Origin of the sequence: Brevundimonas sp. (genome assembly GCF_047617075.1) — a bacterium.
Lineage (GTDB): Bacteria > Pseudomonadota > Alphaproteobacteria > Caulobacterales > Caulobacteraceae > Brevundimonas.
In genome coordinates, this window is the sequence record NZ_JBLGCI010000005.1 from 98,328 (window position 1) to 120,036 (window position 21,709).

Sequence of the window (21,709 nt, forward strand, 5' to 3'; positions counted from 1 at the left end):
GTTTCATCCCTGCGGCAACGCTGCTACGCCATGGGGATGGAAACCGGAACGATCATCACCCTCGCCCTGTATTTCCTTCTGATGCTGGGCATCGGGCTTTACGCCTTCAAGGAATCCACCAGCGACGTGTCCGGCTACATGCTGGGCGGCAGGAAGCTGGGTCCGGCCGTGACGTCCCTGTCGGCGGGCGCATCGGACATGTCCGGGTGGATGCTGCTGGGCCTGCCGGGCGCCATGTTCGTTTCCGGCCTGTCCGCGTCATGGATCGCCATCGGCCTGTTCGTCGGCGCCTTCGCCAACTACCTGCTCGTGGCGCCGCGCCTGCGCGTCTACACAGAGCTGGCCAACGACGCGATCACCATCCCCGACTATTTCGAAAAGCGGTTCGAGGACCGGTCGCGGCTGCTCCGGATCATCTCCTCGGTGGTGATCGTGATCTTCTTCACCCTGTACACCTCGTCCGGCCTGGTGGCGGGCGGCAAGCTCTTCGACAGCGCCTTCGGCGTCGATTACGCCTGGGGCCTGTGGGTCACCGCCGGGGTGGTGGTCGCCTACACCCTGTTCGGCGGCTTCATGGCCGTCAGCATGACCGACTTCGTGCAGGGCTGCATCATGTTCGTGGCCCTGATCGTGGTGCCCATCGTGGCCCTGACCGACGTGGGCGGTGTGGGCGGCCTGACCGAAACCGTGCGCGGCATCGACCCGGCCCTGCTGGGCCTTCTGACCGGCACCAGTCTGATCGGAATCATATCCGCCCTGTCCTGGGGGCTGGGCTATTTCGGCCAGCCGCACATCATCGTGCGCTTCATGGCCATCCGCTCGGTCAAGGATATCCCCGCAGCCCGCAACATCGGCATGACCTGGATGGCCGTGACCATCGTCGGCGCCCTGGCCACCGGCCTCACGGGCCTGGCCTACGCCACGCGCAACGGCGTTGAGGTCGCGGACCCTGAAACCATCTTCATCATTCTGTCCGACGTGCTGTTCAATCCGCTGGTGACCGGGTTCCTCCTGGCGGCCATCCTGGCGGCGATCATGAGCACCATTTCGTCCCAGCTGCTGGTCTCGTCCAGCTCGCTGACCGAAGACTTCTACGGCGTCTTCTTCCGCCGCAACGCCAGCCAGAGGGAGCTGGTGACCGTAGGCCGTCTGGCGGTGGTGCTGGTGTCGCTGGTGGCCATCTATCTGGCCTATGATCCCGACAGCAACGTCCTGACCCTGGTGTCCAATGCGTGGGCCGGGTTCGGCGCCGCCTTCGGACCGCTTGTGATCCTCAGCCTTCTATGGCGCCGCGTGACCCGCAACGGCGCCCTGGCCGGCATGATCGTGGGCGCGGTGACGGTGCTGTTCTGGGTCTTCGTCCCGGTCCTGCCGAGCGGCGAGGCCCTGACCACGGTGATCTACGAGATCGTGCCCGGCTTCATTCTGGCGACCCTGGCCACGGTGATCGTCAGCCTTATGGGGCGGCCGCCCGAGAGCGTCGTCGCCACCTTCGACCAGGCCAAGGCCGAACTTCACGCCGCTCGCTCATCCGAGTGAACCCAGGCTTCGTAGCTGAACCTGACCCAGCTACGGAGCCTGCCCATGTCCGCTCTTCGCCTGATCGCCGCAGTCGGCCTGATCCTGACCCTGGCCGGATGCGCCAGCCTCAGCGGGGGCGGCTCCGGCCCCGGGGCGCCCCAGCCCCTGCAGTCCATCGACGCCGAGCGCTTCTATTCCGGCCGCTGGCTGGAAGTGGCGCGCCTGCCCATGGACATTACCGACGGCTGCGTGGCCGGCGCCACCGCCTATGCGCTGCGCGACGACGGCAAGGTGGACGTGCGCGACACCTGTCAGGTGGACACGCCCCAGGGGCGCGAGCGGGCCATTTCCGGCGTGGGGACCTTTGTGGACCCGGGAACCAACGCCAAGCTGCGGGTGCGCTATCTCTGGCTGATCGTCTGGGAGTACTGGGTGCTGGACCGGGCCGAGGACTACAGCTGGTTCATTTCCTCTGATCCGTCCTTCGACAAGCTGTTCATCTATACCCGCGAGGTTCCGACCCAGGCCGAGCTGGACGCGCTGGTCCGTCGCGCCGCGGAATTGGGCTACGACACCGACCGGCTGGAGTTTCCGGAGCCCTTGCCGAACTGATTACTCAGCGAATTTAACGGCCAAGCTCTTGTTTCGGCCTTGATGTGGCCTCGTGCGGGGCCGTATCGCGGTCTGCGGCCAAGTTTGCGGCGCCTTCGCACCAAAGACCGCCGTTACGCTTTCCGGATGAAGCAACCCGAGATCATTGTCATCCTGCGCGGCGCGACCGGCGCCGAGCACCTGGCGCTGGAAGGCGCGGTCAATCTGGAAGCGCGCTTGTCAGACCTGGAGCGGCGCCGCGCCCTGGTGGCCGGATTTTACGGCTTTCACGCGGACGCCGAGCACTGCCTTGCCCCCTGGCTTGAAACCGTCGAAGGCCTGGACTTCGCCGCGCGGCGGCGGCTGCCCCGCATCGGAGCCGACCTGCTGGCGCTGGGCGGAAAGCCTGCACCGTCACGCGAACGGCCCACGGTGACCTCGCTGGGCTATGCGCTGGGCCTGTTCTATGTGCTCGAAGGCTCGTCGCTGGGCGGGCGGGTGATTCACCGGCAATTGTCTGATACGGACGTGGACCAGCGCGGTCTGTCGTTCTTTGATCCCTATGGGGACCAGACGGGCGCGCGATGGCGTGCGTTTATCGAAGTTCTGGGCCGCGAGCATGCCGCAGGCCGGGCGGACGCGGAAGAAATCGTCGCCGGCGCCCTGGACGGGTTTCGACTGGCGCGAATGTGGTTGACTGAGTGAGGCGCGGAACATGACGGATACGGCTCTCGACCTGGATGCCTGCGCGCGCGAGCCGATCCACATTCCGGAAGCCATTCAGCCCCATGGCTTCGTCATGGTGCTGGATCGGTCGGACCTGACCATCCGCCGCGCGGGCGGCGACATCGAGGGCCTCGCCGGCATAGAGGACTGGCAGGGCGCGCCGGTGTCGGACGTCCTCGGCGCGGCGGTCGCCGACACTCTTCGCGAGATGATGGCGTCCGGCCTGACGGGTCATGTGGCGCGCTGGCGCTCGCTCTCGCGACTGGACTACGACGTGACGACCCACGCCGCCGGCGACGTGCAGATCGTCGAGGTGGAGCAGAGTTCCCAGGAGGCCTATCTCGGCGTCGACCTTCTGAGCCGGCTTGACCGCGCAGGCACGGCCTTCGAGCGCGCCGCCAGCGTGCGCTCCCTGTGCGAGCACGCCGCGCGCGAGTTTCGCCGCCTGACCGGTTTCGACCGGGTCATGATCTACCGCTTTCTGGATGACGAATCCGGCGTGGTGCTGGCGGAGGACGGCTCTCCGGAACTGCCGTCCTACATGAACCACCACTTTCCCGGCGCCGACATTCCGCGTCAGGCCCGAGCGCTTTATGTGCGCAATCTGGTCCGCGTGATCCCCAACGTTCGCTACGAGCCGCAGCCCTTGCGCCCTGCAGCCGAGGAGGCGTTGGACATGAGCGACTGCGCCCTGCGCAGCGTCTCGCCGATCCACCTACAGTACCTGCGCAACATGGACGTGGGCGCCTCGGCCTCGGTGTCCATCGTCAAGGACGGCGAGCTGTGGGGGCTTGTCGCCTGTCACAGCGCCCGGCCCCAGCTGATGACCCACGAGGTGCGTGTCGCCGCCGCCAGTCTGGCCCGCAATCTGTCGCGCCAGATCAAGTCGCGCGAGGAGGCGGAAATCTATCGCGAGCGCCTGCGCCTGCGTGGCCTCGAGGACGAGCTGGTGGCGCGTCTGCCGTTCAGCGAACCCTTGCACCGGCCGCTGGGCCGCCACCTGTCCCGGGTCGCCCAGCTGCTGGACGCGGACGGGGCTGTGGTGCTGCGGGGGGACCAGATCGCGCGATACGGCTCGTGCCCGCCGGAAGAGGCGCTGCCGGAGCTGGCCCGATGGGCGGCCGGGCGCGGCCGCGCCGAGCCCCTGGTCACGGACCGCCTGCCCGAACTCTATCCGGCCGCCGCCGATTGGGCGTCCAGCGCCAGCGGCATGCTGGCCTTCACCGTCACCACCGAAGAACCCTTCGTGATGATGTGGTTCCGCGCCGAACAGGTGGAAACCGTGCGCTGGGCAGGCAATCCCCATGAAGCTGTCAAGCACGGCCCCTCGGGCGAGCTGACCCCCCGCGCCTCCTTCGACGCCTGGGCCGAGACGGTTCGGGGCCGCGCGCGCCGCTGGACCGCCGCCCAGGTGGAAAGCGCCACGCGCCTGCGGCAGTCCATCTTCGACCTGCGTTCGGCCCGCCAGCTGCGCCGCCTGAACGACACCCTGCGCGAAACCGTAGCGGACAAGGACACCCTGCTGAAGCAGCAGGACTTCCTGCTGCGCGAGGTGAACCACCGCATCCAGAACAGCCTTCAGCTGGTCTCCAGCTTCCTGGCCCTGCAGGTGCGCGAGCACAGGGAGGAGGCGTCGGTCGCCGTGGCTCTGGAAGAGGCGCGTCGCCGCATCAAGGCCGTGGGTCTGGTCCACAACCGACTCTACCGGGCCGACCAGTTCGAGACCCTCGACCTGTCGCGCTACCTGCGCGAACTGGGCGACGAGCTGATCGAGTCCATGGGCGCGGACTGGGCCCGGGACGTGCAGATGACCCTTGCGCCGGTTTCCATCCAGACCACACGGGCGGTCAGTCTGGGACTGGTGCTGACCGAGCTGATCATCAATGTCCAGAAGTACGCCTATGGCGGCTGCCCGGGGCCCGTTTCAATCCTCCTGGAGGAGGACCGTGACCGACTACGCCTGATCGTCGCCGATCAGGGCGAGGGTCAGGCCGAGGGCGCGGCCCAGGGCGGCGGCTTCGGCTCGCGCATGATCGACAGCCTGGTGAAACAGCTGGAGGGCCGGATCGAGCACCTGCCCAACGATCCGGGCCTTCGGGTGGTGGTTACCGCCCCGATCCAGCCGTCTAGCTCTTGAGGCGGTAGCCGGTCTTGAAGATCCACGCCACGATCGCCAGACAGATGGCGAAGAAGCACAGGGTCGCCGTCAGGCTGACGGCGATGTTCACGTCCGAGGTTCCGAAGAAGCTCCAGCGGAACCCCGAGATCAGATAGACCACCGGATTGAACAGGCTGACGGTGCGCCACACGCCCGGCAGCATGTCGATGGAATAGAACGACCCGCCCAGGAAGGTCAGCGGCGTGATCACCAGCATGGGAATGAACTGCAGCTGTTCGAAGCCCTGGGCCCAGATGCCGATGATGAAACCGAACAGGCTGAAGGTCACCGCCGTCAGCACCAGGAAGGTGATCATGGTCAGCGGGTGCAGCACCTCCAGCGGCACGAACAGCCGCGCGGTGGCCAGGATGATCACCCCCAGGATGATCGACTTGGTGGCCGCCGCCCCCACATAGGCGATGACGATCTCGATATAGCTGACCGGGGCCGACAGGATCTCGTAGATGGTGCCGGTGAACTTCGGGAAATAGATGCCGAACGAGGCGTTGAAGATCGACTGGGTGAACAGGCTCAGCATCACCAGCCCGGGCACGATGAAGGCGCCGTAGGGCACCCCGTTCACCTCGGTCATGGCCGAGCCGATGGCGGCGCCGAACACCACGAAATACAGCGAGGTGGTGATCACCGGGGTGACGATGCTCTGCCACACGGTGCGCAGGGCGCGGGCCATCTCGAACCGATAGATGGCCCAGATTCCATAACCGTTCATCGCGCGGCCTCCTGTTCGGGCGCATCGCGCGAACTGTCGTGCACCAGACCCACGAAGATGTCCTCCAGCGAGCTCTGGCGGGTGTTCAGGTCCTTGAACCCGATGCCCATGTCGCTGAGCTTGCGCAGCAGGCTGGGCACGCCGGTGCGCTCGGCGTTGGCGTCGAAGACGTATTCCAGCTCGGCGCCGTCGGCCTTCAGCGCCAGCGCCCACTCGGACAGTTCCGGCGGAATGGCCGTCATCGGCTCCTGTAGGTTCAGGGTCAGCTGCTTCTTGCCCAGCTTCTTCATCAGGGCGGTCTTCTCCTCGACCAGGATCAGCTCGCCCTTGGAAATCACCCCCACCCGGTCGGCCATCTCCTCGGCCTCCTCGATGTAGTGGGTGGTCAGGATGATGGTCACGCCCTTCTCACGCAGGCCCCGCACCAGGTTCCACATGTCCCGGCGCAGCTCCACGTCCACGCCGGCGGTGGGTTCGTCCAGGAACAGGATTTCGGGTTCGTGGCTCAGGGCCTTGGCGATCATCACCCGGCGCTTCATGCCGCCGGACAGGGTCATGATCTTGGCGTCCTTCTTGTCCCACAGGCTCAGGTCGCGAAGGATCTGCTCGATCATGGCCGGGTTCGGCGCCTTGCCGAACAGGCCCCGGCTGAAGGTCACTGTGGCCCACACTGTCTCGAAGGCGTCGGTGGTCAGCTCCTGGGGCACCAGGCCGATCATGGACCGGGCCTTGCGATAATCCTTCTGGATGTCGAACCCGCCCGCGCGCACCGTGCCCGTCGTCCCGTTGACGATGCCGCAGACGATGCTGATCAAGGTGGTCTTGCCCGCCCCGTTAGGACCCAGAAGGGCGAAGATCTCGCCTTTGGCGATCTCAAGATCCACGCGTTTGAGGGCCTGATGCCCCCCGGCGTAGGTCTTTGTCAGGCCGTCTATGGATACTGCGGACATACGGCCCCCTCGGCTGTGCGGTCCCGACAAGATGGTCGCCTCGCCGGGGATCACAAGGCGCCGCACGCACAATTTGTCGCAGCCGTCATATGCAGCCGCTAGAAGACACAGCATGAACCGCGCCCTCGCCCTGATCCCGCTGATCCTTTTCGCCGCCGCCTGCCGGTCCCAGCCCGAGGCCTCTTCGCCCGTGGCCGCGACCCCGGCCGCCCAGGCCTGCACCGTTCCGGACCGCCTCACGCCGGTGGGCCCGGAAACACCCGACGCCGACGAGATCGTCGCGGACGCAGAGGTCGCCTACTACATGTTGGCCATCGCGTGGGGGCCCTACTGGCAGGAAGGCAACCGCGACGGGCGCGGTTACGCCCTGACGCCCCAGGATCGCGAGGTGGGCTGGTTCCTGCACGGGCTTTGGCCAAACGCGGCCGAGGGGGATCATCCCCGCTACTGCTCGATCAGCCCCGCCCGGGCCATGACCGAGGCCGAGGTGCGCGAGCATTTCTGCATGGTGCCGTCGGAGGCCTTGCTCCAGCACGAATGGGCCGCGCACGGTACCTGCGGCTGGGACGATCCGGACGCCTATTTCGACCAGTCGGCCGAATTGTGGAGCGCGCTGAGCCTCCCTGAACCCCCGACCCGCACCACCGCCGGGTCGCTTCGCGACGCCTGGGTCCGGGCCAATCCCCGTTTGCGCCGCGACGGCGTCTATCTGGCGACCACCGATGACGGACGGCTACGCGAGGTGCGACTGTGCTACGACCTCACCTACGCCCCGGGCGCCTGCCCGCGCGGTCTCGGCGCGCCGGATCACGCGGTCCTGACGGTCCAGCCGCAAGGCTGATCAGGCCGTGCACTCGGCGGGGACGTTGTCGTCGTCTTCCCACAGGGCGCAGCTGCGGTCGATCTCGCCCTGGATCATGGCGCAGGGGTTGGCCACGTTGCAGGGCGGGCGGGTGGCCGGGCTGACGCGTACGCACCGCTCGACCAGCGCCTGGGCCGCCTCCAGCCCCAGCTCGGCCTCACAGCTGACCGGTTCGGCCGCCGGCGTCCCGGTCGCCGGTTCAGGGGCCGGCTGGGTCGGCGCGGGGGTCGCCGGCGCTTCAGCCGTCGGGGGCGCAGGCTCCTCGGCCTGCTGACAGGCGGCCAGCATAGCCAGGGCGGCGACGGGGGCGATCAGGCGGCGCATGGGCGAGGGCTCCTAGAGGTGGCGTCCGGGGATGAACGCGCCCGGGCGCGTCCGGCTCCAGCCTGAGGCGAGAGCCTGCTTCACGGCATCTAATCCAGGGCGCAGATGTCGGGCAGGCCGCGCAGCCGCCCGCCCGCGTCCAGACCATAGCCCACAAGGTACCGGCTGGGCGCCTCCCAGCCCACGAAGTCGGGGGTCAGGGCGCGCGGTTCGGGCCAGGGCTTGCGGGCGAAGACGCAGGTCAGCACCTCGGCGGCGCCCGCCTCGCGGGTGATGCGCACGGCCTCGGCAAGGGACAGGCCGGTGTCGAACACGTCGTCCAGAATCAGCACCCGGGCGCCCTGGAGCGAGCGCTGGCACGGCGCGCGCACCTCCACCTGGCCCTTGCTGGCCTTGCCGTCGCCGTAGGAGGCCAGCCACAGGGCGTCGAAGCGCACATGGCGGCCCAGCCGGGCCAAAGCGCGGGTCAGGTCAGCGGCGAACCACAGCCCGCCTGTCAGGAGGCACACGGCGATGGTCTCGTCGTCGATGACCGGAGCGATGCGCGCGGCCAGATCCGCCACATGGGCGGCGACCTGGGCTTCGGGCAGGAGAACGGCGGGCGTTGCGGGGTCAGCCATGCGAGGCGGATAGCGCCTCGCGGGGCAGGGTGTCGAGGGGTTCGGCCTCAACGGCCTCTTCCGGCGTCTCCAGCCCCACGGGCCCGCGCAGTATGGGCTCGGGCCGGAACTGCACAGAGGCGTCCGGCGGCGGAACGGCGGCCGGAGGCGGCTGAGGCCGGGCGGTCAGGTCGAAGGCTACGCCAATGTCGGCCACCTGGGCCTGCGGGTCCGGCGCCAGGGTGGCGAAGCCCAGCACCGCGCCGGGTTCGATGGCCGGGCCGGGCACGGTCAGCATCTGATGCCCGATCTCGCGGCCCTCGGCGTCCAGCAGGGCGATGCGCACCACCGGCGGTGTGACCGCATGGTCCCGAACGTTCCTCAGGGCCCCCGAGACCAGCACCCGGCCATGGTCATTGGGGGCGGGGCGGGCGCGCACCGAGGCGAACTCCAGTCCCACCGGGTTCACCGGGGCGCCCACGGCGGCGTAGGCGGCGGCGGTGCGGGGGACCATCTCCACCACCTGAACCCGGAACAGCCAGGCTGCGCCCAGCAGGCCCACGAACAGGCAGGCCAGCCCGGCCCAGACCCCGCCCACGGCGGCGGCCCGGCGCATGCGGCGCTGCTGCTCGGCCCGGGCGCGGAACGCCTTGGGCAGCTCCGGCGCCGGCGCCTCGGCCAGGGATTCGGGGGAGACATCGTCCCGCTTGCCGAAGGCCGTCGGTTCTTCGGCCTTTGCGGTGAGCTCCAGCGGCTCATCATTGGGAGTCGCGCGCCAGGTGTGGGCGCAGGACTGACAGCGCACGCGTCGCCCGTTCGGGCCGACGCTGTCGTCAGGCACGAAATAGCTGGTGGCGCACTCGGGACAGGTCAGTATCATGGCCGCGAATGCGAGGCGCGCCGCCCCCTCCCACAGGACCGCCCGCGCGATCCGAAATCCGTCAGTAACTTCATGCCGTTCAAGACCCGCCGCGCCGCGACCAGCGCCCCGTCCGCCTTCACCGAGACCGCCCGGCTTCAGGGGGTGGATTTCGGCTATGCGCAAGGGCCCCGCGTGCTTCGGGACGTGGACCTCTTATTGCCCCGCGGCTCTTTCCACTTCCTTACCGGCCCGTCGGGGGCGGGGAAGTCCTCCTTGCTGCGCCTGCTGCACCTGACGGCGGCGCCGACCAAGGGCGCGGTGAGTCTTTTCGGGGAGGAGACCGGGGGGCTGCGCAGCCGCGATATCACCGCCTTTCGCCGCCGTATCGGGGTGGTGTTCCAGGACTTCCGCCTGATGGCCCATCTCAGCGTGTTCGACAACGCGGCCCTGCCCCTGCGGCTGGCTGGTCGCCGGGCCGAGGACTATGGCCCCGACGTGGAGGAGATGCTCCGCTGGGTCGGGCTGGGCGGGCGCATGGATGATCTGCCGGAAACCCTGTCGGGCGGGGAGAAACAGCGGCTGGCCATCGCCCGGGCGGTGATCGGCAAGCCGGATCTTATTCTGGCCGACGAGCCCACGGGCAATGTGGACGCGGCCATGGGGGCGCGGCTTTTGAAACTGTTCCAGGGTCTGAACCGCATGGGCGCCACCGTGCTGATCGCCAGTCACGACACGGCGCTGGCCGAGCGCTCGGGCGCCGGGGTGCTGCATCTGGAGAACGGCCGCATCCACGGAGGTGCGGCATGAGCCGGGGCGGGAGCCTGCTGCCGCGCGATCCGGGCGGAGAGGCGTGGCTGGGCGCGGTGATCGGGGTGCTGTGCTTCATCGCCTGTCTGATGGCCGCCGGTGCGCTGGCGGCGGACCGGGCGGCGCACGGGTGGAGCGCGCGTCTGCGGGCAGAGGCGACGGTGCAGGTTCGCCCCCGTGCCGACGAGACCGGCGACGCCGCCGCCGCCCGCGCGGCCGAGACCCTGTCGGGCGTGGACGGGGTGGAGGAGGCCCAGGCGCTGGACCGCGAGGCGGCCGAGGCCCTGCTGCGGCCGTGGATGGGCGAGGCGGCGCTGGAGGATCTGCCGCTGCCCCATCTGGTGACGGTGCGGCTATCGTCTGAATCTCCGGCGTCGGCCGAGGCGCTGGGCGAGGCGCTGGCGGAGGCGGGGCTGGACGCCTCGGTGGACGACCATTCCCTGTGGCGCGGCGAGATCGAGCGCTCGGCCCTGACCCTGACCAGCCTGGCGCTGGCGGCCTTCGCCCTGACGGCGGGGGCGGCGGGGGCGGCCATCACCTACGCAACCAGGGCGGGCATCGCGGCGCGGCGGCGGGAGATCGAGATCCTCAGCCTGTCGGGCGCCGGACGCGGCCAGATCATCTGGCAGTTCCAGAAACGCTTCGGCCGGCTGGCGGCCCTGGCGGGGGCCGGAGGCGGCGCGGCGGCGGCGGCGCTGCTGGCGGCTGTGCGGCTGGCGGGCGGGGAGGGGGGCGTCAGCCCGGCCCTGCCGCTGGCGTGGAGCGACCTGTTCATCCTCTCGCTTTCGCCGCTGCTTGCCGCTACGGTTGCGCTTGCAGCCGCCTGGCTGGCGGCGAGACGGGCTCTGGACAAGGGCCCCCCCGGCGCGGCAAGCAGCGTTTCTTCCGGGGCAGGGAGCGTGGAATGAGATTACTGTCGGTCATCGTCATCGCCGTCCTGCTGTGGACCGTGGGTCTGTTCGCATTCGCGGACCGGGTGCGCGCCATCACGCCCGCGCCCGAGCCGGCGGCGACGGACGGCATCGTGGCCCTGACGGGGCCGTCTTCCGAGCGTATCAACGCCGCCGTGCGTCTGCTGGAGCAGGGCAAGGCTCAGCGGCTGCTGGTGTCCGGCGTCAACCGCGAGGTGCGGCGCGAGGAGCTGCGCGCCCTGACGCCGGGCTCAAGCCGCCTGTTCGACTGCTGCGTGGATCTGGGTTTCGACGCCGAGGACACCATGGGCAATGCGCAGGAGATCGCCGCCTGGGCGCGGGCCAAGGACTTCGACAGCCTGATCGTGGTGACCTCGGACTACCACATGCCGCGCAGCCTGCTGGAGATCCGGGGCATGGCGCCCGAGGTGGCCCTGACCGCCCACGCCGTGCGCACCCCCTCGCTGGACACGGACAACTGGTGGCGCTCGCCCGGCGACGCGCGGCGCATGGCGCTGGAGTACAACAAGTATCTGGTGGTTCTGGTGCGCGAGACGGTGCTGGGCCTGACCGGCCGGAGTGAGCCTGAGCCTCAGCCGGAAGCGGCGTAAGCGCTTGATTATACTGCGTTCTGTTCTGTTCAACCTTTGGCTCTGGCTGTCCATGCCGGTGTTCGCCATCGGCCTGTCGCCCGCGCTGCTGCTGCCGCACCGCCATGCCATGGGGGTCATCAAGCTGTGGGCGCGCTTCGTGCTGTTCGGCCTGCGCTGGATCGCCGGAATCCAGGTGGTTGTGACGGGACTGGAGCACCGGCCCACGGGCGCCGCCCTTCTGGCCGGCAAGCATCAGGGCATGCTGGACATCGTGGCGCCCTTCACCTTCATGGACGATCCCTGTTTCGTGCTGAAGAAGGAGCTGATGCCGCTGCCCTTCTTCGGCTGGTTCGCCTGGAAGACGAAGATGATCGCCGTGGACCGGGCGGCCCACGCCAAGGCGCTGAAGGACATGGTGCGTCAGACCCGCGCCCGGCTGGCCGAGGGGCGACAGATTCTGATCTTCCCCGAGGGCACCCGCACGCTTCCGGGCCAGCCCGGCGACTACAAGCCCGGGGTGGCGGCCATCTATCGCGATCTGGACGCCCCGTGCCACCTGATGGCCACGGACTCCGGGCGCTGCTGGCCGGCCAAGGGGTTCATCTACCGCCCCGGCGTGGTCACCTTCGCCTTCCTGCCGCCCCTGCCCGCCGGACTGAAGCGGGTCGAGTTCATGGCGCGGCTGGAGGCGGAGATCGAGACGGCGTCCGGCGCCCTGCTGAAGAGCTGAGCCCTCGACGGGCGACCTTCCGGCTGCCGGTGCTCAGTCTTCGTCCGACGCGTCCTCGGGGATTTCAGGGGTTTCCGGCGCGGCGGGGGCGAGGGTTCGGACCTCGCCCAGTTCGGCGCCGGGGAAGGTCTGCATGACCGCCTTGACGAACGGGTCGTCCAGAATGGCCTGGCGGGCCAGGTCCTTCTCGCGGCGGTCGCGCTCGATCAGGGTCTCGCCGCCGCCCTGGCCGTTGGCGGCGATCAGCCAGGTGCGGCCGGTCCAGTCCTTGAGCCGCGAGGCCAGCCGGCGGGCCAGGTCGTGGGGCGCGCCGGGAACCGGCTCGAAGGTGATGGCGCCGGGCTTGAAGGCGATCAGGCGCACAAAACGCTGCACGTCCATCTGCAGCCCGATGTCGCGCTTCTCGCCGATCAGGGCGACGGTCTGGTCGAAGGTCTGGGGGTCGGGAAGTTGTTCGGGCTGGGCGCTCGGCCGCGCTGCGATCTGGGCGCTGGCCCCGCCGCCGCCGCCACGCGGGCCGGACGGGCCGGAGCCGCCGCCCATGGGTTCACCGGACTGCAATTTCTTCAGCGCCTCTTCCGGCCCGGGCAGGTCGGCGGCGTAGGCGAGGCGGACGATGGCCATTTCCACCGCGTCGGCGGGATTGGGCGCGCGGCGCACTTCCTCATGGGCCTTGAGCAGCATGGACCAGACCCGAGACAGGGAGCCGGCCGAAATGGAGGCGCCCAGGGCCGCCAGCCGCTGGGCCTGATCGTTCGGAAGGCGGGTGGCGGCCGGGCCCAGCATCTTGGAGACCGAGGCCGCGTGGCAGTGCTCCAGCAGATCGTTCACCACCTGAACCGGATCGGCGCCGAAGCCGTAGAGTTGGCGGAACGCCTCCAGCGCTTCGGGGGTGCGGCCGCCCATCAGGCTTTCGAACAGGGCGATGGTCTGGGTGCGGTCGGCCAGACCCAGCATGTCGCGCACCACCTCGGCCTTGACCATCTGGCCGCCCTCGGCCTGAACCAGGGCCTGATCCAGCAGGGACAGGCCGTCGCGCACCGAGCCCTCGGCTGCCCGGGCGATCAGGGCCAGGGCCTCGCTGTCGATCTTCATGCCCTCCTTGTCCGCCACCTTGGCCAGATGTTCGGACAGGATCTCGGGCTCCACCCGGCGCAGGTCGAAACGCTGGCAGCGGGACAGGATGGTCACCGGCACCTTGCGGATCTCGGTGGTGGCGAAGATGAATTTGGCGTGGGGCGGCGGCTCTTCCAGGGTCTTCAGCAGGGCGTTGAAGGCCTGGGTCGAGAGCATGTGCACCTCGTCCAGCACATAGACCTTGTAGCGCGCCTCGACGGGGCCGTAGCGGACGCTGTCCAGGATGTCGCGGATGTCGCTGACGCCGGTGTGGCTGGCGGCGTCCATCTCCATCACGTCCATGTGCCGGCCTTCCATGATGGCCGCGTCGTGGCGGCCGCTGGCCGTCAGGGCCAGGGAGGGGCGGTCGATAGTGTCCGACTCGTTGTTCAGGGCGCGGGCCAGCAGGCGGGCGGTGGTGGTCTTGCCCACACCGCGCACCCCGGTCAGCATGAAGGCGTGGGCGATGCGGCCGGACGAGAAGGCGTTGGTCAGGGTGCGCACCATCGCCTCCTGACCGATCAGGTCCTCGAAGGTGCGCGGCCGGTACTTCCGGGCCAGAACGGTGTAGGCCACGTCATCGGTCGGGGGCGCGGGTTGGGCCGCAGCCGGAGCAGGCGCCTCGAGAGGCGGTTCAGACGGCGCCTCGGCCGGAGCCCCGAACATGTCGTCGGTGTTGGGATCGCGCTCTTCGACCTCGATCTCAGGCGCGCCGCCGTCGAGGGCGTCGTCCTCCCAGGGAGGCCCGTCCGATTTCAGGTCCGTATCGCTCATACCCTGTCATAGCGCGCGAAGTCCGCCGCTGCGAAGACGGCGCGCTCGATTTCCAACAGTTTCGGAAAACGCCCTCAAGCAGCGAGCCACATTTCTGTACGCTATCGGCCTTCGGCCTACTTGAGCGCGACGCGAGCATAGGGCGAAAAACACGCGCTCAAGCAGCGAGCCGCTGCGCGGCGAGCGTTAGGGCAAAAAGATGAGAGGTGGAGACCGACACGACCCGAAGGTGAATTCGTTGTGGCTGCTGCCTTCCGGCCCTGACCAGGTTGGCGAAGCCTCCGCCCGCACCGATCTCCGAGGGGGGATATGGCGTCAAAAGGCTGATTGATCAAGCGGGGCCTTCCGGCGCCGGGCGCGCAGGCCTAGATAGGCGGCGATGGCTTTTCCCCAGAACACCTTCTGCGGCAACCCGCTGGACCGGGCGGGCGACCGGCGCAACGATCCCGAGTGGATCGCGCAGCAGGAAGAGAATCCTGACGCCCTGGCGCTGGCCCTGTGGGAGGGCCGACCCCTGATCGAGGATCATGCGAGCGGGCCACGTCTGGTCTGGCTCGACATGCCCCACGCCATGGACCTGACCCGTGACCGCCGCGCCTTTCTGGGCCTGTGGAAGGACGCGCCGGTTTTCGCGGTGGAGTTCGAGGGCGCGGCCGATCCGGCGGCCGGACCGGTCATGGGCCTGGGGGCGTTTCACGAAATGCGGGCGGCGGCGGCCCTTTTGCCCGGCCACGAGGCGGCCATGGCGGGGGCGGCCAAGTCCCTGTTCGACTGGCGGCGTCGGCATGGCTTCTGCGCGGCCTGCGGGACCGAAACGCGGGATTCGGCCGGCGGCTGGCGGCGGGTCTGTCCGGCGTGCGCGGTCGAGCATTTCCCACGGGTTGACCCGGTGGTGATCATGTTGCCGGTCTTTGAAGGGCGGTGCCTTCTGGGTCGTCAGGCGTCCTGGCCCGCCGGGCGCATGTCGGCCCTGGCCGGGTTTCTGGAACCGGGCGAGAGCATCGAGGAGGCGTGTGCGCGGGAGGTGGCCGAGGAGTCCGGCCTGGAGGTCACCGCCGTGCGGTATCACTCCAGCCAGCCCTGGCCGTTCCCGTCCCAGCTGATGATCGGGCTGATCTGCGACGTCAGTCATGACCGGGCGGCGCCCGACCAGACCGAGCTGGAAGCCGTGGCCTGGCTGACCCGTGAGGAGGCCCGCGCCGTGCTGGCGGGAACCCACGCCGAGGTTCTGGCCCCGCCCCCCATCGCCATCGCCCGCACCTTGCTGGAGGCATGGGCGCACGGCGAGGATTGACCCCTGCGACGCCGGGACGCCGTTCAGGCGGTTGCGAACCCCGCCGGGCCGTGTAAGACAGCCGCAAACCATGGACCTTGGCCGGATTTCGGCCCTCTACACGGGACTCGACCACGCGCATGAGCGGCGATCTGAAGTGGAACAAGATTTTCGGCGCCGGCCTGGCGACCGTGTTCGTCATCCTGGGCGTCAATCAGGTGTCGGGGTTCGTCTATTCCAGCGAACAGCCGGAAAAGATGGGCTATTTCATCGACGCCCCTGAAGAAGCCGCGGGCGGTGAGGCCGAGGTGGAGCTGCCGCCGGATTGGGGTACGGTCCTGCCGGTGGCTGATGTGGCTGCCGGTGAGCGCGCCTTCGCCCGCTGCGCCGCCTGCCACACCATCAATCAGGGCGGGGCCGACGGCATCGGTCCGAACCTTTACGGCGTGGTCGGCGGTCCGATCCTGCACAGCGCCGGCTTCGACTATTCGCCGGCCCTGCGTGAACACGCGGTGGCGAACCCCAACTGGACCTATGACGAGCTGGACCAGTTCATCACTGCGCCCTCGCGCCACGTGCGCGGCACCAAGATGTCCTTCGCCGGCATACGCAACACCGAGGAGCGGGTGGCCCTGATCGCCTACCTGCGCTCGCAGGGCTCGGGCGGCTACGCCATCCCGGCGCCGGATCCCTCGCGCCAGCCGGGCGCCGAGGAAGAAGCGCCCGCCGAGGGTGAAGCCGCGGAGGGCGAGGGCCTGGAGCAGACCCCCGACGAAGGAATCGGCGCCCAGCCGGACGAAGAGGCCACCAGCCCGGCTCAGCCGGCGGCGGAAAGCAGCGACCAGAACTGAGGGTCAGAACCCTGAAACGATAAAAGGCCCGGATCGCTGATCCGGGCCTTTTTGTTGCGCGCGCAGAGCGTCAGATCCGTCGGCAGGCGCTCGGCTGATCCCGGCGCGCCAGGGCGTCGGTCAGGGCCTCCACCGCCACGCCTCGGTCAGGATCGGCGTGGATCAGGCGTTCGGCGTCCAGCATCATGGCCACGTGATCCGGCCAGAAGATCAGATCGCCGCGCGTCAGGGCGGCGACATCGGCGGGGCGGCCCAGTTCCTGCTGTTGGTCCGCCGCGCGGGGGCAGCCAAGGCCGCAGGCGTAGAGCGCCTGTTGCACAAGGGCGGGGGCGTCCAGCCCGGCGCGGTCGCGGCCACCCGACTGGAACGGGGCGCCGACGAAGCGCTCGGCCACGGCTGCGGGCTCAGGGTCGAAGGCGAGGAAATCGGCCAGATCGGCCAGGGCCACCCAGCCCAGTCGCGCGACGCGGGCGAAACCGCCCTGGGTCTCCAGCACGGTCGCCAAGGCGTTGAGGGCCAGAACCACCGGCTGTGCGCCGGCGGCCTGATCGAATACCGGGGCGTCCAGTATGGGCGTGTCGACCGAGCCCACCCGGTGGGTCGGCTCCAGAATTTCGTCGGTCAGCGCGTCCAGCGGCGCATGACCCACCACGCCGTCTCGGCGCGACCGGCCCCAGGCGCGGCCGCCTGCGACCTCAAGCACGTCGAAGATCTCGCCGAACGCCAGCTGGTCGAGGAGGGGGGAAGCGTCATCGGCTCCAGCGCGCACCGGCGTCACGGGCAGGACGCACTGCATCGGCGTGACCGCCCGGTAGCCCCCGGCCGCGAGCACGCCCTCGAGCGCCAGCTCGGCCAGGTCGGGCCGGGCCAGGGTCACGCGCGGATCGGGATCGGGGGGCAGAGGCAAGAGGCGCGGCGTCCGTGGATCGGGAGCCTTAAACTCTACACCGTGAAGCCGAAGGGCCGGTTAATATCGATGGTTACCGTCAGCCATACCGCGTTCGCAGCATGTGGAAACAGGCGCGCAGGGACTGGGCTTCTCCGCCTTCCGGATGGCCCGGGCGGGCGCGTGGATTCCAGGCGAAGATGTCCAGATGCGCCCACACCCCGGTCTTCGGCGCGAACCGCTGCAGGAACAGGCCGGCGGTGATCGATCCCGCCTGGGCCCAGGGCGCGGAATCGTTGCGCAGATCGGCGATCTCGCTGTTCAGGCTGTCGCGGTACCCCGGCCACAAGGGCATGCGCCACAAGGGGTCGCGCACCCGGCGCGCGGCGTCCAGCAGATCGGCGGCCAGCGCGTCGTCATCGGTGTAGACCGGCGGCAATTCGGGGCCCAGGGCGATGCGGGCGGCGCCGGTCAGGGTAGCGAAATCCAGGGTCAGGTCGGGATCATGCTCGCCCGCTCGCGTCAGGGCGTCGGCCAGGATGAGGCGACCTTCGGCGTCGGTATTGCCGACCTCCACGGTCAGACCGGCGCGGGTGGACAGGATGTCGCCGGGCCGGAAGGCGTCGGCGGAGATGGCGTTCTCAACCGCCGCTACCAGCACGACCAGACGGACCTTCAGTCCGGCCTGCATGACCAGCCGCCCCAGCGCCAGGGCGTGGGCGGAGCCGCCCATGTCCTTCTTCATGTTGCGCATGCCGGCGGCGGGCTTGATGTCCAGTCCGCCGGAATCGAACACCACCCCCTTGCCCACCAGCGCCACCAGCGGTAGGTCGGCCTTGTCCAGATTCCAGCCGATCTCGATCAGGCGCGGCGCCCGGTGCGGCGCGGCGGCGCGGCCCACGGCGTGAACGGCCGGATAGTTCGCCTCCAAAAGGGCGTCGCCGGTGGTGACGGTAATGGCCGCGCCGGACTCCTCGGCGATCTCGCGGGCGATGGTCTCGATCTGCAGCGGCCCCATGTCGGCGGCCGGGGTGTCCACCATCTCGCGGGCCAGGGCGGCGGCGGCGGCGATGCGGGTCAGATCGTCCAGATCGACTCCGCCCGGGGCGACCAGACGGGCGGCGCCCTTGTCCTTCCGAGGCTTGTAGCGATCAAACCGGTAGGCCCCCAGGGCGAAGGCCAGCGCCGCCAGGGCCGCGTCGCCGTCATCCAGCCCCTCAAGGACGTAGTCCCCGACGGGAAGGCGGGCGGGCAAGGCGCGGGCCGTCATGGGATCGAAGGTTTCGCCCGCGCCCCACAGGACCGCCTCGACGCCGCCGTCCTCCCCCGGAACCGCCAGAAGTTCGCCGCGCGCGCTCTTGAAGCCGTTGGCGCCGGCCCAGGCGGCGGCGCGGGCGTCCGTGATTTCGGCCCCCTCGGCGACGAGGCGGATGGGAACGGCGTGTCCTGTGACAGAGGCGATGACGGCGTCGGGCATGGCGGTCTTTCGAGGATTAACCAAGGATTGACGCGAACGGGCCAGACTCCGGCATGCAGGAAACCGTTCGGACCCGATCCATGTCGCGCAAGCTGACCCTCGCCGCAACCGCCCTCATCCTCGCCGCCGCCGCTCCGGCCTTTGGGCAGGAGACGTCCACGGCGCCTGCCGCCGCGCCCGCAACGGCCGAGCAGCGCGCCGCCTATGAGCGCGCTGACCCGCTGGCGCGCTCGGTGTTCTGGGCGCGTGAGGCGGATCTCAACCCCGCCGATCCGGTCGCCGGGGTCCGTCTGGCGGAGGCCCTTCGCGAAATGGGCCGCCATGACCAGGCGGTGGAGGCGGCGCAGAACGTTCTGATGATCCAGCCCGGCAATGTGGAGGCCATGCTGGAAGTGGGCCGGGCCCACATCGCGCGGGGCCAGGCCTTTTATGGCGTCGAGGCGCTGGAGCAGGCGCGTGACGCGGCGCCGAACGACTGGCGCCCGCTGTCGCTGCTGGGCGTGGCCTATCAGCAGGTGCGCCGTCCGGCTGACGCCCAGGCGGCGTGGACGGCGGCTCTGGCCCTGTCGCCGGAGAACCCCAAGGTGCTGTCGAACATGGCCATGGCCATGGTGGCCGGCGGCGATTCAGCGAACGCCGAACCCTTGCTGCGCCGCGCCGCGGCCCATCCGGACGCCACCTTGCAGATGCGCCAGAACCTGGCCCTCGTGCTGGGCCTGAACGGCAACCGCGCCGAGGCCGAGCAGATCCTGCGCCGTCACCTGCCGCCCGAACAGGCTGATCAGAATTTGCAGTGGCTGGGCGAACAGGTTGGAGCGGGGTCTCAGACGGCCGCCCCGCGCACGTGGGAATCCCTGTCGGGACGCTGAGCGATCATTTTGCGCTACCGCTCGGGACGCGGTCCCTCGCTGCTTGAGCGCGGGCGCGAGAGCGCCTCGCGCCAATCGGGGCATCTCAGGACAAGAGCCCACGCCCTCAAGCCGCGAGCGTCCGCGACGCGAGCATAGGGCCCCTACATGGTATCCTGAATCTTGATGATCGCCGGACCCAGGATGACGATGAACAGCACCGGTAGGAAGAACAGGATCATCGGCACGGTCAGCTTGGCCGGCAGGGCGGCGGCCTTCTTCTCGGCGGCGGACAGGCGCAGGTCGCGGTTTTCCTTGGCCATGACGCGAAGCGCGGTGCCCAGGGGGGTGCCGTACTGTTCGGACTGGATCATGGAAGTCATGACCGCCTTCACGCCCGGATGGTTGGTGCGCCGGGACATGCCCTCATAGGCCAGGCGCCGGTCGGGCAGATAGCTGAGCTCGGCCGACAGCAGGGACATCTCCTCGGCCAGTTCGATGGAGCGGCCGCCGATCTCCTGACTCACCTTGGCGATGGCGGTGTCCACGGACATGCCGGACTCCACGCAGATCAGCATCAGGTCCAAGGCGTCGGGAAACGCCTGCATGATCGAGGTCTTGCGCTTGGCGATGCGGTTCTCGAGGTACAGGTTCGGCGCATAGAAACCGGCGCCCGCCGCCATCACTGTCAGCGCCAGGCGCGACATGGACGGCAGGTCCATCACGCCCAGGACGTAGAAATAGAAGATCGCCACGGCCAGGAAGACGAACGGGGTGGCGAAGCGGAAGAAATAGAAGGTGGTCAGGGGCCGGGGCCCGCGAAAGCCCGCCTGGGCCATCTTGTCCGCCACCTTGGGGTCTTCCAGTAGCTTGGTGAGGTTCAGCCGCTCCACCACCCGCTTCTTGAAGCCCTCGTCCGTATGGCGCAGTCCGCCCTGGCCGTTGCGGACGATGGCCTCGCGCGAGCGGCGGCGCAGTTCTTCGCGCCGCACGGCCACGGCCTTCATGCGGCCCTCCAGCTGGGCGCCCTGGGTCATGGAGCCCAGAACCGTCACCAGGGTGGCGAACACCAGCACCCCCACAGCGATCGACAGCAGGTTCTGCATATCCGTGAAGAAGGCGATCAGGTCCATGCGCCGCCCCTAGAACTTGAACGAGATCATGCGCTTCATCACGAAGATCCCCATGGACATCCACACGGCCGAGATCAGCAGCATGATCTGGCCGCGGGAGTCGGTGAATAGCAGGGTCATGTAGGCGGGCGTGGTGATCATCACGATCAGCATCACCGCCGGGGGCAGCGAACCGATGATGCCCGCCGAGGCCACCGCCTCGGACGACATGGCCTTGATCTTCTCACCCATCATGCGTCGCGAACGCAGCACCGACGACAGATTGCTCAGGGCCTCGGCCAGATTGCCGCCGGTCTTCTGCTGGATGGCGATGACGATAGCGAAGAACCGCAGTTCGGGCGTCGGCATGCGCTCGTACATGCGGTCAAGCGCCTGCGGCAGGGTCAGGCCTACGCCGAGCCCCTCCACCAGCCGCTGAAACTCGGGGCCCAGGGGGGCGGGACTCTCGCGGGCGATGATCTTGAAACAGTCGTGGACCGGCAGGCCGGACTTGATGCCGCGCACGATCACGTCCACGGCGTTGGCGAACTCGCCCGAGAATTTCTTCATCCGGCGCTTGCCCAGGAAGCCGACGACCCAGCGGGGCAGGCCAAGACCGCCGATCAGCCCCACGCCCATGGCCAGCAGCAGATTCAGCCCCAGAACCAGCGCCACCAGACCCAGGACAAGGCCGGAGATGACGCTGAACAGGATGAAGGTGCGCATCTTCATGGACAGGCCCGCCTGACGCAGCTTGGCGGCCATGGTCACCCGGGCCTTGCGCTCCTTGCGGTCGGACTCCTTCAGCTGATCCATGATCTGCTTGCGGCGCTGTTCGGGCGTATTGGCCGCGGCGGCGCGGGCGGCGGCCTGGGCCTTCTTCGGATTGCCGAAGCCTTGGGCGCGCTTGACGGCCCGGGTCGATGAGTCGTCGCCGCCGACGAACACCCAGCCCAGGCTGGCGATGACGACGAAGGCCAAAACGGCGGCGGTGAGCTCCAGCATGGC

22 protein-coding genes and 1 other RNA gene are annotated in these 21,709 nt (G+C 69.1%); 12 read left to right on the top strand and 11 right to left on the bottom strand.

The window, feature by feature from the left end; translation table 11 throughout:
- Nucleotides 1-30: 30 nt before the first annotated feature.
- The 4 genes from putP to ACI8U3_RS07030 all read left to right on the top strand — a co-directional run bounded on the left by putP (nt 31) and on the right by ACI8U3_RS07030 (nt 4,975).
- Nucleotides 31-1,539, top strand: a complete 1,509-nt coding sequence (gene putP, locus ACI8U3_RS07015; protein WP_415014153.1) for a sodium/proline symporter PutP — start codon at nt 31-33, stop codon at nt 1,537-1,539.
- A 45-nt stretch (nt 1,540-1,584) separates the two neighbouring features.
- Complete coding sequence (locus ACI8U3_RS07020; RefSeq protein ID WP_415014154.1) at nt 1,585-2,133, top strand: lipocalin family protein; 549 nt, start codon at nt 1,585-1,587, stop codon at nt 2,131-2,133.
- A 126-nt stretch (nt 2,134-2,259) separates the two neighbouring features.
- Entirely contained in the window at nt 2,260-2,817 is a 558-nt protein-coding gene (locus ACI8U3_RS07025; protein ID WP_415014155.1) for a biliverdin-producing heme oxygenase, read from the top strand.
- A gap of 10 nt (nt 2,818-2,827) precedes the next feature.
- Nucleotides 2,828-4,975 carry a histidine kinase dimerization/phosphoacceptor domain -containing protein gene (locus ACI8U3_RS07030; RefSeq protein ID WP_415014156.1) on the top strand — a complete coding sequence of 716 codons (2,148 nt, stop codon included), beginning with the start codon at nt 2,828-2,830 and terminating at the stop codon, nt 4,973-4,975.
- Here the strand turns inward: ACI8U3_RS07030 and ACI8U3_RS07035 are convergent.
- Together ACI8U3_RS07035 and ACI8U3_RS07040 are read right to left on the bottom strand one after the other, a co-directional pair.
- A complete protein-coding gene (locus tag ACI8U3_RS07035) occupies nt 4,965-5,726 on the bottom strand; it encodes an ABC transporter permease (protein WP_415014157.1) in 762 nt (253 codons plus the stop codon). The two genes, ACI8U3_RS07030 and ACI8U3_RS07035, sit on opposite strands and share 11 nt — an antisense overlap.
- The gene (locus tag ACI8U3_RS07040; RefSeq protein WP_415014158.1) at nt 5,723-6,676 is read right to left on the bottom strand and encodes an ABC transporter ATP-binding protein; all 954 of its coding nucleotides are present in this window, start codon (nt 6,674-6,676) and stop codon (nt 5,723-5,725) included. Before ACI8U3_RS07040 ends, ACI8U3_RS07035 begins: the two co-directional genes overlap by 4 nt.
- A gap of 112 nt (nt 6,677-6,788) precedes the next feature.
- On the opposite strand from ACI8U3_RS07040, the gene ACI8U3_RS07045 reads away from it, so the two are divergent.
- Nucleotides 6,789-7,517: a ribonuclease T2 family protein gene (locus ACI8U3_RS07045; RefSeq protein WP_415014159.1), complete on the top strand. Its 729-nt coding sequence runs from the start codon at nt 6,789-6,791 to the stop codon at nt 7,515-7,517.
- Here the strand turns inward: ACI8U3_RS07045 and ACI8U3_RS07050 are convergent, their stop codons facing one another.
- The 3 genes from ACI8U3_RS07050 to ACI8U3_RS07060 form a co-directional block, all read right to left on the bottom strand.
- On the bottom strand, nt 7,518-7,862 hold the full coding sequence (locus ACI8U3_RS07050; protein WP_415014160.1) for a hypothetical protein: 345 nt from the start codon (nt 7,860-7,862) through the stop codon (nt 7,518-7,520). It abuts the gene before it with no gap.
- An 89-nt stretch (nt 7,863-7,951) separates the two neighbouring features.
- A complete protein-coding gene (locus tag ACI8U3_RS07055) occupies nt 7,952-8,482 on the bottom strand; it encodes a phosphoribosyltransferase (protein ID WP_415014161.1) in 531 nt (176 codons plus the stop codon).
- Nucleotides 8,475-9,341 (bottom strand): MJ0042-type zinc finger domain-containing protein, encoded by an 867-nt coding sequence (locus ACI8U3_RS07060; protein ID WP_415014162.1) that lies wholly within the window; start codon nt 9,339-9,341, stop codon nt 8,475-8,477. The genes ACI8U3_RS07055 and ACI8U3_RS07060 overlap by 8 nt, the downstream gene beginning before the upstream one ends.
- A 72-nt stretch (nt 9,342-9,413) precedes the next feature.
- Between ACI8U3_RS07060 and ACI8U3_RS07065 the strand changes: the two genes are divergently transcribed.
- The 4 genes from ACI8U3_RS07065 to ACI8U3_RS07080 are packed head-to-tail and all read left to right on the top strand — an operon-like array spanning nt 9,414 to nt 12,364.
- Entirely contained in the window at nt 9,414-10,130 is a 717-nt protein-coding gene (locus tag ACI8U3_RS07065) for a cell division ATP-binding protein FtsE (RefSeq protein ID WP_415014163.1), read from the top strand.
- Nucleotides 10,127-11,038 carry a cell division protein FtsX gene (locus tag ACI8U3_RS07070; RefSeq protein WP_415014164.1) on the top strand — a complete coding sequence of 304 codons (912 nt, stop codon included), beginning with the start codon at nt 10,127-10,129 and terminating at the stop codon, nt 11,036-11,038. The genes ACI8U3_RS07065 and ACI8U3_RS07070 overlap by 4 nt, the downstream gene beginning before the upstream one ends.
- The gene (locus tag ACI8U3_RS07075; RefSeq protein ID WP_415014165.1) at nt 11,035-11,652 is read left to right on the top strand and encodes a YdcF family protein; all 618 of its coding nucleotides are present in this window, start codon (nt 11,035-11,037) and stop codon (nt 11,650-11,652) included. The genes ACI8U3_RS07070 and ACI8U3_RS07075 overlap by 4 nt, the downstream gene beginning before the upstream one ends.
- Before the next feature lie 4 nt (nt 11,653-11,656).
- Complete coding sequence (locus tag ACI8U3_RS07080; protein WP_415014166.1) at nt 11,657-12,364, top strand: lysophospholipid acyltransferase family protein; 708 nt, start codon at nt 11,657-11,659, stop codon at nt 12,362-12,364.
- A 33-nt stretch (nt 12,365-12,397) separates the two neighbouring features.
- On the opposite strand, the gene ACI8U3_RS07085 is transcribed toward ACI8U3_RS07080, so the two are convergent.
- Together ACI8U3_RS07085 and ffs are read right to left on the bottom strand one after the other, a co-directional pair.
- Nucleotides 12,398-14,254 carry a DNA polymerase III subunit gamma/tau gene (locus ACI8U3_RS07085; protein ID WP_415014167.1) on the bottom strand — a complete coding sequence of 619 codons (1,857 nt, stop codon included), beginning with the start codon at nt 14,252-14,254 and terminating at the stop codon, nt 12,398-12,400.
- Between the two features lie 204 nt (nt 14,255-14,458).
- An RNA gene (gene ffs / locus ACI8U3_RS07090) (signal recognition particle sRNA small type) lies at nt 14,459-14,554 on the bottom strand.
- Nucleotides 14,555-14,633: 79 nt separating this feature from the next.
- Here ffs and nudC point away from each other — a divergent pair.
- The gene (gene nudC, locus ACI8U3_RS07095) at nt 14,634-15,548 is read left to right on the top strand and encodes an NAD(+) diphosphatase (protein ID WP_415014168.1); all 915 of its coding nucleotides are present in this window, start codon (nt 14,634-14,636) and stop codon (nt 15,546-15,548) included.
- 119 nt (nt 15,549-15,667) lie between these two features.
- A complete protein-coding gene (locus tag ACI8U3_RS07100) occupies nt 15,668-16,378 on the top strand; it encodes a c-type cytochrome (RefSeq protein WP_415014169.1) in 711 nt (236 codons plus the stop codon).
- Between the two features lie 70 nt (nt 16,379-16,448).
- Here ACI8U3_RS07100 and ACI8U3_RS07105 read toward each other — a convergent pair whose 3' ends face one another.
- Together ACI8U3_RS07105 and ACI8U3_RS07110 are read right to left on the bottom strand one after the other, a co-directional pair.
- Nucleotides 16,449-17,285, bottom strand: a complete 837-nt coding sequence (locus tag ACI8U3_RS07105; protein ID WP_415014170.1) for an NlpC/P60 family protein — start codon at nt 17,283-17,285, stop codon at nt 16,449-16,451.
- Between the two features lie 79 nt (nt 17,286-17,364).
- Complete coding sequence (locus tag ACI8U3_RS07110) at nt 17,365-18,741, bottom strand: leucyl aminopeptidase family protein (protein ID WP_415014171.1); 1,377 nt, start codon at nt 18,739-18,741, stop codon at nt 17,365-17,367.
- An 80-nt stretch (nt 18,742-18,821) separates the two neighbouring features.
- On the opposite strand from ACI8U3_RS07110, the gene ACI8U3_RS07115 reads away from it, so the two are divergent.
- The gene (locus ACI8U3_RS07115; RefSeq protein WP_415014172.1) at nt 18,822-19,610 is read left to right on the top strand and encodes a tetratricopeptide repeat protein; all 789 of its coding nucleotides are present in this window, start codon (nt 18,822-18,824) and stop codon (nt 19,608-19,610) included.
- Nucleotides 19,611-19,753: 143 nt separating this feature from the next.
- On the opposite strand, the gene ACI8U3_RS07120 is transcribed toward ACI8U3_RS07115, so the two are convergent.
- Together ACI8U3_RS07120 and ACI8U3_RS07125 are read right to left on the bottom strand one after the other, a co-directional pair.
- A complete protein-coding gene (locus ACI8U3_RS07120; RefSeq protein WP_415014173.1) occupies nt 19,754-20,722 on the bottom strand; it encodes a type II secretion system F family protein in 969 nt (322 codons plus the stop codon).
- A gap of 9 nt (nt 20,723-20,731) precedes the next feature.
- Nucleotides 20,732-21,706 carry a type II secretion system F family protein gene (locus tag ACI8U3_RS07125; RefSeq protein ID WP_415014174.1) on the bottom strand — a complete coding sequence of 325 codons (975 nt, stop codon included), beginning with the start codon at nt 21,704-21,706 and terminating at the stop codon, nt 20,732-20,734.
- Between the last annotated feature and the right edge of the window lie 3 nt (nt 21,707-21,709).

Excerpts from the sequence above, each read along its gene's own strand:
- ACI8U3_RS07040 (WP_415014158.1), bottom strand. The coding sequence starts at position 6,676 with ATGTCCGCAGTATCCATAGACGGCCTGACAAAGACCTACGCCGGGGGG.
- ACI8U3_RS07070 (WP_415014164.1), top strand. The coding sequence starts at position 10,127 with ATGAGCCGGGGCGGGAGCCTGCTGCCGCGCGATCCGGGCGGAGAGGCG.
- ACI8U3_RS07110 (WP_415014171.1), bottom strand. The coding sequence starts at position 18,741 with ATGCCCGACGCCGTCATCGCCTCTGTCACAGGACACGCCGTTCCCATC.
- ACI8U3_RS07075 (WP_415014165.1), top strand. The coding sequence starts at position 11,035 with ATGAGATTACTGTCGGTCATCGTCATCGCCGTCCTGCTGTGGACCGTG.
- ACI8U3_RS07085 (WP_415014167.1), bottom strand. The coding sequence starts at position 14,254 with ATGAGCGATACGGACCTGAAATCGGACGGGCCTCCCTGGGAGGACGAC.
- ACI8U3_RS07025 (WP_415014155.1), top strand. The coding sequence starts at position 2,260 with ATGAAGCAACCCGAGATCATTGTCATCCTGCGCGGCGCGACCGGCGCC.
- ACI8U3_RS07125 (WP_415014174.1), bottom strand. The coding sequence starts at position 21,706 with ATGCTGGAGCTCACCGCCGCCGTTTTGGCCTTCGTCGTCATCGCCAGC.
- nudC (WP_415014168.1), top strand. The coding sequence starts at position 14,634 with ATGGCTTTTCCCCAGAACACCTTCTGCGGCAACCCGCTGGACCGGGCG.
- ACI8U3_RS07035 (WP_415014157.1), bottom strand. The coding sequence starts at position 5,726 with ATGAACGGTTATGGAATCTGGGCCATCTATCGGTTCGAGATGGCCCGC.
- ACI8U3_RS07120 (WP_415014173.1), bottom strand. The coding sequence starts at position 20,722 with ATGGACCTGATCGCCTTCTTCACGGATATGCAGAACCTGCTGTCGATC.
- ACI8U3_RS07100 (WP_415014169.1), top strand. The coding sequence starts at position 15,668 with ATGAGCGGCGATCTGAAGTGGAACAAGATTTTCGGCGCCGGCCTGGCG.
- ACI8U3_RS07065 (WP_415014163.1), top strand. The coding sequence starts at position 9,414 with ATGCCGTTCAAGACCCGCCGCGCCGCGACCAGCGCCCCGTCCGCCTTC.
- ACI8U3_RS07050 (WP_415014160.1), bottom strand. The coding sequence starts at position 7,862 with ATGCGCCGCCTGATCGCCCCCGTCGCCGCCCTGGCTATGCTGGCCGCC.
- ACI8U3_RS07060 (WP_415014162.1), bottom strand. The coding sequence starts at position 9,341 with ATGATACTGACCTGTCCCGAGTGCGCCACCAGCTATTTCGTGCCTGAC.
- ACI8U3_RS07045 (WP_415014159.1), top strand. The coding sequence starts at position 6,789 with ATGAACCGCGCCCTCGCCCTGATCCCGCTGATCCTTTTCGCCGCCGCC.
- ACI8U3_RS07030 (WP_415014156.1), top strand. The coding sequence starts at position 2,828 with ATGACGGATACGGCTCTCGACCTGGATGCCTGCGCGCGCGAGCCGATC.
- ACI8U3_RS07020 (WP_415014154.1), top strand. The coding sequence starts at position 1,585 with ATGTCCGCTCTTCGCCTGATCGCCGCAGTCGGCCTGATCCTGACCCTG.
- ACI8U3_RS07115 (WP_415014172.1), top strand. The coding sequence starts at position 18,822 with ATGTCGCGCAAGCTGACCCTCGCCGCAACCGCCCTCATCCTCGCCGCC.
- ACI8U3_RS07055 (WP_415014161.1), bottom strand. The coding sequence starts at position 8,482 with ATGGCTGACCCCGCAACGCCCGCCGTTCTCCTGCCCGAAGCCCAGGTC.
- putP (WP_415014153.1), top strand. The coding sequence starts at position 31 with ATGGGGATGGAAACCGGAACGATCATCACCCTCGCCCTGTATTTCCTT.